The following is an 8,205-nucleotide window of genomic DNA, read 5'->3' as shown; positions in this document are numbered from 1 at the left end:
CCTTGGGCACACACCCTGGCGCGGCGGGTTCCCCGCGTCGTGTCCCGCGGCGCACGCGACGGGGGCGCGGCAGCGACGAGGGCCTGGTCACGGACCTCCGGGCGGTCCCCGCCGGCGTTCCCGGCCGGCCGGTCAACTCCGGTTCCACGGCGTGCCCCAGAGCCGCCGCGGCCCCCGTGGACGCCCGGTGCGGGCGGGTCCCGGGGCGCGGGAGGGGCGGCGGGCGGGGGCGATCGCCGCCCGCGGTCAGGGGAGTTCGGGCGTTCCGCCCTGTGGCCACCGTCACACCGACCGGTGCCGGGAGCACGAAGAAGGCCCCGGTCGGTGATCCGACCGGGGCCTTCCCTCAAAGAGCGGACGACGAGATTCGAACTCGCGACCCTCACCTTGGCAAGGTGATGCTCTACCAACTGAGCCACGTCCGCACGGCGACTACCCTACCCGATCCTCAGGACCGGTCGAGCAATCAGAGCGGGTGACAGGAATCGCACACTGCGCCTTCCCCCTGGAAGAGGGATGTTCTGCTACTGAACTACACCCGCGTGGCCCGGGGGTCTCGGCCTTTCGGCCCGCCCTCGGCGTGCTCCAGACTCTAGCGGATCAACGGGGGTGGCTGTCCAATCGCTTCTTCCGGGTGATTCCCGGGCGGGGCCCCGGCCCGTCCGGGAAGGGCCCGGCGGCGGATCAGCTGGCCTCGGCGTACGCCTCGTAGAGCTTCTTGGGGATACGGCCGCGCGGCGGCACGTCGAAGCCCCGGGAGAGCGCCCAGGCGCGCACGGCGGCCGGGTCGGGGGCGAGCGAGGTGTGCTTGTAGGCCTTGCCGAGCCGGTTGCGGCGGCGCCCTGCCTCGACGTACGGCGCGAGGGCCTCCCGCAGCTTCTCGGCGTTGCCGGCGGACAGGTCGATCTCGTACGACTTCCCGTCGAGGCCGAAAGTGACCGTTTCCGCCGCTTCACCGCCGTCGAGGTCGTCGGAGAGCGTGACCACTACGCGCTGCGCCATGGATGCCGGTCCTTTCAATGGAGAAGGCCTGGGGACTGCGTTGGCCCCGTTGTTGTATCGAAGCCCCAGGGCCGGGGTCAATGCTTTTCCATTTACCGGTCCGCATTTTTTCGCCGCAACCGATCGGCCAATTCCTCCGGGTGTCCCGAGGGCAATCCGGTGGGGGGATATTCCGTGACCATTCTGGAATATCTACCCGCGTAGATTTTTCGGCGGGGTACGGTGGGGACATCTCACCGCAGCACACCACCGGGAGTGACCGTGGCACGCGTCGTAGTCGACGTCATGCTCAAGCCGGAGATCCTCGACCCCCAGGGCCAGGCGGTGCAGCGAGCGCTGCCGCGCCTCGGGTTCGAGGGAATCGCCGACGTCCGCCAGGGCAAGCGTTTTGAGCTCGAACTGGAGGGGCCGGTCGACGACGCCGCCCTCGCCCGTATCCGCAAGATGGCCGAGACCTTCCTCGCCAACACAGTGATCGAGGACTTCACCGTGAAGGTGGAGTCGTGACCGCACGCATCGGTGTCGTCACCTTCCCCGGGACGCTCGACGACCGGGACACCCAGCGCGCGGTCCGCGTCGCCGGCGCCGAGCCGGTGCCGCTGTGGCACCGTGACAAGGATCTCCACCAGGTGGACGCCGTCGTCCTGCCCGGTGGATTCAGTTACGGCGACTATCTCCGGGCCGGGGCGATTTCCCGCTTCTCGCCCGTGATGGAGTCGGTCATCGCCGGCGCCAAGGACGGTCTTCCGGTCCTGGGTATCTGCAACGGCTTCCAGGTGCTCACCGAGACGCATCTGCTGCCGGGTGCCATGCTGCGCAACAATCACCTGCACTTCATCTGCAGGGACCAGAAGCTGCGTGTCGAGAACAACTCGACGTCCTGGACGGCCGATTACGAGCAGGGCCAGGAGATCAGCATCCCGCTGAAGAACATCGACGGCCGCTACGTGGCCGACGAGCACGTCCTCGACGAGCTGGAGGCCGAGGGCCGTGTGGTGTTCCGCTACGCGGACTGGAACCCCAATGGCTCGCTCCGGGACATCGCCGGCATCACCAACGCCGCAGGCAATGTCGTCGGCCTCATGCCGCACCCCGAGCACGCGGTCGAGTCGCTGATCGGGACCGGCCGCACCGACGGCCTCGGATTCTTCACCTCGATCCTCAAGAAGCTGGTTCACGCGTCATGACACTCGATTCCGTCAAGCACGCCACCGGGACTCCTGACACCGAGCAGCCGTGGGCCGAACTCGGCCTGAAGCAGGACGAGTACGAGCGCATCCGGGAGATCCTCGGCCGCCGGCCCACCGGTGCCGAGCTCGCCATGTACTCCGTCATGTGGTCCGAGCACTGCTCGTACAAGAGCAGCAAGATCCACCTGCGCCAGTTCGGCGAGAAGGCCCCCGCCAACGACGCCCTGCTGGTCGGCATCGGCGAGAACGCCGGCGTCGTGGACGTCGGCCAGGGCTACGCGGTCACCTTCAAGGTCGAGTCGCACAACCACCCCTCGTACATCGAGCCCTACCAGGGCGCGGCCACGGGCGTCGGCGGCATCGTCCGCGACATCCTCGCCATGGGTGCCCGCCCGGTCGCCGTCATGGACCCGCTGCGCTTCGGCGCGCCGGACCACCCCGACACCAAGCGCGTCCTGCCGGGCGTCGTCGCGGGCGTCGGCGGCTACGGCAACTGCCTGGGCCTGCCCAACATCGGCGGCGAGGTCGTCTTCGACCCCTGCTACCAGGGCAACCCGCTGGTCAACGCCCTGTGCGTCGGCGTGATGAAGCACGAGGACATCCACCTGGCCAAGGCCTCCGGCGCCGGCAACAAGGTCATCCTCTACGGCGCCCGCACCGGTGGCGACGGCATCGGCGGCGTCTCCGTGCTCGCCTCGGAGACCTTCTCCGACACCGGCCCGGCCAAGCGCCCCGCCGTCCAGGTCGGCGACCCCTTCCAGGAGAAGCTGCTCATCGAGTGCACCCTGGAGATCTTCAAGGAGAAGCTGGTCGCCGGCATCCAGGACCTCGGCGGCGCCGGCCTGTCCTGCGCCACCTCCGAGCTGGCCTCGGCCGGCTCCGGCGGCATGCGGGTGGAGCTGGACACCGTGCCGCTGCGCGACGCGACGCTCTCGCCGGAGGAGATCCTCATGAGCGAGTCGCAGGAGCGCATGTGCGCCATCGTCGAGCCGCGGTACGTCGACCGCTTCCTGGAGATCTGCGAGAAGTGGGACGTGATCGCCACCGTCATCGGTGAGGTCACCGACGGCGACCGGCTGGAGATCTTCTGGCACGGCGAGCAGATCGTCGACGTCCCGCCGCGCACCGTCGCCCACGAGGGCCCGGTGTACGAGCGCCCCTACGCCCGCCCCGCGTGGCAGGACGCGCTCCAGGCCGACGACGCCAACAAGCTGCCGCGCCCGGCGGGCGGCGAGGAGCTGCGCGCCCAGGTCCTGACGATGGTCGCGCACCCGAACCAGGCGTCCAAGGCGTGGATCACCGACCAGTACGACCGCTTCGTGCAGGGCAACACCGTGCTGGCGCAGCCGGAGGACTCCGGCATGATCCGCATCGACGAGGACACCAACCTCGGCGTCGCGGTGGCCACCGACGGCAACGGCCGCTACGCCAAGCTCGACCCGTACACGGGCGCCCAGCTCGCGCTCGCCGAGGCGTACCGCAACGTCGCCACCACCGGCGCCAAGCCCCTGGCGGTCTCCGACTGCCTCAACTTCGGCTCGCCCGAGGACCCGGCCGCGATGTGGCAGTTCGCCGAGGCCTGCCGCGGCCTCGCCGACGGCTGCCTGGAGCTGGGCACGCCGGTCACCGGCGGCAACGTCTCGCTCTACAACCAGACCGGTGACGTCGCCATCCACCCGACGCCCGTCGTGGCGGTGCTGGGCGTGATCGACGACGTCACGCGCCGCACGCCGGTCGCCTTCAAGGACCAGGGCCAGCTGCTCTACCTGCTGGGCGACACCAAGGAGGAGCTGGGCGGCTCCGCCTGGTCCCAGGCGATCCACGACCACCTCGGCGGACTGCCGCCGGCGGTGGACCTGGAGCGGGAGAAACTGCTCGGTGAGATCCTCATCTCGGCCTCCCGCGACGGCATGGTCGACGCGGCCCACGACCTGTCGGACGGCGGGCTCGTCCAGGCCGTCGTCGAGTCCTGCCTGCGCGGCGGCAACGGCGCGCGCCTGGTCGTGCCGGACGGTCTCGACCCGTTCGTGCTCCTCTTCTCGGAGTCGGCGGGCCGGGCGGTCGTCTCGGTGCCGCGCAGCGAGGAGCTCCGCTTCACCGACATGTGCGGTGCGCGCGGTCTGCCCGCGACGCGGATCGGTGTCGTCGACGGCGACGCGGTCGAGCTCCAGGGCGAGTTCAGCATCCCGCTGGACGAGCTCCGTACGGCTCACGAGGGCACGATCCCGGCCCTCCTGGGCTGATCCGTCCGCCCTTCCGACGCGCCCTTCGGGCGCGCCCTCCCGAAGCGCCCCCGTGCCGCCAGGCGCGGGGGCGCTTCGCCGGGGGCCGGTGACCGGCTCCGTTGGGGACGGCCTCATACTCCAGACGTGAGCGAGCGCGACACCCCCGGCGAACCGCCCCTGTGGCGCGGCCTTGACGCAGCGCGCTGGGCGGCCTGCCGCCCCGCCGCGTGGGCCCGCCCGCGCTGGGGCGCCCTGGCGCTGGCCGCGGCCGCCGCCGTCGGGGCCGCGGTGGCCCCGGGGGCGTTCGGGACGGTGCACTACGGGCTGGTCGCCGTCCAGGTGTACTGGCTCTTCAGACTGCCCGGGCTGACCCTCGTGTCGGCGCCGGTGCTCGCCGCGCTCCTGGTCTGGCGGGTGGAACCGCAGGCCGCGCTCCCCGCCGTCGCCGCGCTGCTGCTGTGCTGGGCCGGCGCCCGGCACCGTACGGGCGTCCACCGCCGGCAGCGGCTGCTCGCCGCGAACGCCGCCCAGGACGTACGGCTTCCGCTCCCCGGGCCCCTCCCGCCGCTGCGCCGCGGGCCGGCCACGATCGCGTTCGGGGTGCTGTGCGCGGCCGCGATCCCACCGCAGATCCGCCTGCTGTCACTGGCCGGCGGCGCACTGCTCGCCGTGGGCCTGGTGGCCCGGGTGCGGGCGGGCGCCCTGCGGCGCGGCGCGCAGCCGGTGCTGCGCGTGCTGACCCGGGTGGACGAGGACGCCCGGACGTGGGTGTTCGCGGCCGACGACCACGCGGGCCGCACGGCGCTCTTCTCCTGTCCGGTCGACCCCGAGCCCGAGCCGCCGTCCGGGTCCCGGGAGGACGCGCTGCGCCCCGCCCTGCTGTTCGGGGCGCCGTACGAGGGCGCCGAACTGGTGCTGCTGTCCGCCGAGACCGAGGGCGGCACCCTCGTCTGCCGGGCGGCGGGACCGGTCCGCCCCGCGTAGCCCGCGACCGGCGGTACTACTGTGCGTCCCGCAACCACCGGCACGACAAGGGGTGTCAACGATGTACGAGTACAAGGTCGTCAGCTTCCGCGAATCGCTGATAGGCGACGCCATCGACGACGACAAGCTGGAGAAGACGCTCAACAAGCAGGCCGAGGACGGCTGGCAGCTCAAGGCGATCACCTCCGCCGACGTCAAGGGCCGCATCGGCCCCGGCGCCGTGCAGGGGCTGCTGCTCACCTTCGAGCGCCCGCGCCAGGCCTGACCCCCGGGGTCGGGGTGCGGGCCGGGCACCGCGCGTAGGCTGCACGCATGCCGTCCACCGCCCGCAAGGCCCGCACCTACGACCCCGCCAGGACCCGCGCGGCGCTCACCGCCCAGCTCGCCCATGTCCTGGGGGCCGCACGGGGACTGACGGCGGCTCAACTGGCCGCGCCCGCCGGGCTGCCGGGGTGGGACGTGCACACGCTGGTGGTGCACATCGCCCGGCAGGTGGAGGCCGTCGCCCGGGTGGTGACCGCGCCCGCCCCGGCCAAGGCGGACCTCGACCTCACCGCGTGGGCGCGCTCCACGGCGCGCATCGCCGGCCCGCTGGACGCCGACACCCGTGAGGCCGCCGCGGAGACCGCCGACGCCGCCGCCCGCCTCGAGGAGGCCGCCCACGGCCTGGCCGGGGTGCTGGACGAGGCGGTGGCGCCCGAGCGCCTGGTGGCGATCACGCTCGGCGCGATGCGGTCCACGGACTTCCTGGTGACCCGGCTCGTCGAGCTGGTCGTCCACAGCGACGACCTCGCCGCGGCGACGGGTGTGCCCGTCCCCCTGGAGCGGCAGGCCGTCGCCGCCGTCGTACGGCTCCTCGCGGACACCCTCGCGGTCTCGGTGCCCGGCAACTCCGTCGAGGTCCGCGTACCGCCGTACGCGGCCGTGCAGTGCGTGCCCGGGCCCCGCCACACCCGGGGCACCCCGCCCAACGTCGTCGAGACGGACCCGCTCACCTGGATCCGTCTCGCCACCGGGCGCACGTCCTGGGCCGCCGCCCTGGACTCCGCCGCGGTCTCCGCGAGCGGTGAGCGCGCCGACCTCGCCCCGTACCTCCCCCTGCTGGGCTGAGGCGGTCCCGGCGTCCGCATAATGCGCCGGTGACCTCGACGAACGCCCCGGCCGGCACACCGGCCCGCCCCTGGCTCTCCACCGACGCCCACCGCTGGGCCGCGGTACGGCTTCCCGGCTGGGCGCGCCCGCTGTGGTGCGCCCCGGTGCTGGTGGCGGCGGTGATCGCGGCGATCGCCCTCGCGGCGGACGACGGCTGCACGGTGGCCGCGCCCTGCGGGCCGATGTGGTTTGACGCGGTCGGCACCGTCGGCTTCTTCGTCCACACCCTGTGGTTGTTCGTCCTGCCCGAAGCTGCGGCGCTGTCGGCGCCGCTGTTGCTGCTGTGGATGACCCGGCCGGACCTGTGGACCGGCGGCGCCGCGGAGCGCGGCGTGGACGTCGTGGTCGTGGCCGCGCTGTGCTGGGGCTGGGCCGCGGTCCTCGCGCGGCTGCGGGTGCGCCGCCGCCAGCGGGCCCTGGCCCTGGAGGCGGCGGGGGCAGTCGCGCTCCCGGTGCCGCAGCGGGCCGGGCCGGTGCGGCGTGGCGTGCTCCGGATCGCCGTCGGCGTGGCGGCCCTGGTGGTCGCGGCGGTGACCGCGGCGACCGCCGTGTCCGGGGACCGGGCGGACCGGGCGCACGCTGCGGCGGCCGTCCGCGCCGCGGCGGTCGTCGTCGGCAACGGTGCCGAGGACCACATCGTCGTCCGCTTCGGCGACGGCACGCGGCACCGCGTCGCGGTGACGTTCCCGGAGGACCACGACCGGGGCACCGAGGTGCCCGTGCTCGTCGACGGGGAGTGGCTGCGGCTCGCCGCGGAGCCGTACGAGGACCGCACGGGCCTGCAGCTCCTGACGCTCACGGCGGGCGGCCTCGGCCTCTCCCTGCTGCTGTCGGGGGCGCTGTCGGCGCTGCGGGCCCGCTCGGTGCGCCGAGGACCCGTTCCCGTGCTCCGGGTGCTGGCGGGGCGCGAGGACGGCAGGACCGTCATCCGGCCGGTGGACGATGCCGCCGGGGCACCGGTGCTGGCCTACCGCGCGGCCGGACCCGGCGCGTGGGCCAGCGGCGAGGGCGTGCTCTTCGGCCTCCCGGCGGAAGGCGCGGAACTGGTGCTGGCGGCCGTCACGGCTTCCGGCGACCTCCTGGTCGGTGCCACGGAGTCGCCGGCGCGGCGGTGGGTGGCGCCGTCGTCCGGGAGCGGGTCGCCCGACCACGCCGAGCACCGCCGGGAAGCGGAGGCCAGGGTCGCCGAGGCGGCCGCGGCCCTGAAGCCCGGCGCGGGCCCCGTCCATTGGCACGGCGGTGCGGGCGACCGCACGGCGGGCGCGCTGCTCCTTGTGGGCACGGTGGTGTTCCTGGGCTCCGGATTCTCCGGCGGGCCCTGGTGGCGCGCGTTGCTGCCGGTCCTGGGCGGCCTGTGGCTGGTCGACAAGGCGCTGTCCATGATCACCTGGCGGATCACCGCCGACGCCACCGGTCTGCGGGTCCGTCGCCATCTGCGCACCCGGCACGTGCCCTGGGCGGAGGTCACCCGTGTCGTCCGCACCGCGGACGGGGAACTGATCGTCCGCCGCGTCGCGGGTCTGGACGACCTCCGGCTCGGCGCGGTCGCCGTTCCGGGATGGGAGCGGGTGCGGCACCGCCCGTCGGCCGCGACGCGTGCCGCGGCCGAGCTCACCGCCATGGTCCGTGACCCCGGACTGCGCCCCTGAGCA

General features: G+C 73.5%; 8 protein-coding genes and 2 tRNA genes. 7 read left to right on the top strand and 3 right to left on the bottom strand.

Annotation, left to right across the window (positions count from 1 at the left end):
• Nucleotides 1–352: 352 nt before the first annotated feature.
• The 3 genes from ABZ312_RS10120 to ABZ312_RS10110 all read right to left on the bottom strand — a co-directional run bounded on the left by ABZ312_RS10120 (nt 353) and on the right by ABZ312_RS10110 (nt 1,002).
• Nucleotides 353–425: transfer RNA gene (locus ABZ312_RS10120), tRNA-Gly, on the bottom strand.
• A 45-nt stretch (nt 426–470) separates the two neighbouring features.
• Nucleotides 471–542 (bottom strand) — tRNA-Gly (locus ABZ312_RS10115).
• A 142-nt stretch (nt 543–684) separates the two neighbouring features.
• Nucleotides 685–1,002 (bottom strand): histone-like nucleoid-structuring protein Lsr2, encoded by a 318-nt coding sequence (locus tag ABZ312_RS10110; RefSeq protein ID WP_500322604.1) that lies wholly within the window; start codon nt 1,000–1,002, stop codon nt 685–687.
• Nucleotides 1,003–1,263: 261 nt separating this feature from the next.
• On the opposite strand from ABZ312_RS10110, the gene purS reads away from it, so the two are divergent.
• The 7 genes from purS (at nt 1,264) to ABZ312_RS10075 (ending at nt 8,202) form a co-directional block, all read left to right on the top strand.
• Nucleotides 1,264–1,509: a phosphoribosylformylglycinamidine synthase subunit PurS gene (gene purS, locus ABZ312_RS10105; RefSeq protein WP_026250862.1), complete on the top strand. Its 246-nt coding sequence runs from the start codon at nt 1,264–1,266 to the stop codon at nt 1,507–1,509.
• Nucleotides 1,506–2,189 (top strand): phosphoribosylformylglycinamidine synthase subunit PurQ, encoded by a 684-nt coding sequence (purQ, locus tag ABZ312_RS10100; RefSeq protein ID WP_500437184.1) that lies wholly within the window; start codon nt 1,506–1,508, stop codon nt 2,187–2,189. The genes purS and purQ overlap by 4 nt, the downstream gene beginning before the upstream one ends.
• Nucleotides 2,186–4,435 (top strand): phosphoribosylformylglycinamidine synthase subunit PurL, encoded by a 2,250-nt coding sequence (purL, locus tag ABZ312_RS10095; RefSeq protein WP_500322606.1) that lies wholly within the window; start codon nt 2,186–2,188, stop codon nt 4,433–4,435. Before purQ ends, purL begins: the two co-directional genes overlap by 4 nt.
• Before the next feature lie 126 nt (nt 4,436–4,561).
• Nucleotides 4,562–5,401 (top strand): hypothetical protein, encoded by an 840-nt coding sequence (locus ABZ312_RS10090; RefSeq protein WP_500322607.1) that lies wholly within the window; start codon nt 4,562–4,564, stop codon nt 5,399–5,401.
• 61 nt (nt 5,402–5,462) lie between these two features.
• A complete protein-coding gene (locus tag ABZ312_RS10085) occupies nt 5,463–5,666 on the top strand; it encodes a DUF4177 domain-containing protein (protein WP_500322608.1) in 204 nt (67 codons plus the stop codon).
• A gap of 47 nt (nt 5,667–5,713) precedes the next feature.
• Nucleotides 5,714–6,511 carry a maleylpyruvate isomerase family mycothiol-dependent enzyme gene (locus ABZ312_RS10080; RefSeq protein WP_500437182.1) on the top strand — a complete coding sequence of 266 codons (798 nt, stop codon included), beginning with the start codon at nt 5,714–5,716 and terminating at the stop codon, nt 6,509–6,511.
• 29 nt (nt 6,512–6,540) lie between these two features.
• On the top strand, nt 6,541–8,202 hold the full coding sequence (locus ABZ312_RS10075) for a hypothetical protein (protein WP_500322610.1): 1,662 nt from the start codon (nt 6,541–6,543) through the stop codon (nt 8,200–8,202).
• The last annotated feature ends 3 nt before the right edge of the window (nt 8,203–8,205 follow it).

The organism is Streptomyces sp. NPDC006207 (genome assembly GCF_040613835.1).
Taxonomy (GTDB): domain Bacteria; phylum Actinomycetota; class Actinomycetes; order Streptomycetales; family Streptomycetaceae; genus Actinacidiphila.
This window is presented reverse-complemented; position numbering and strand designations above follow the sequence as displayed.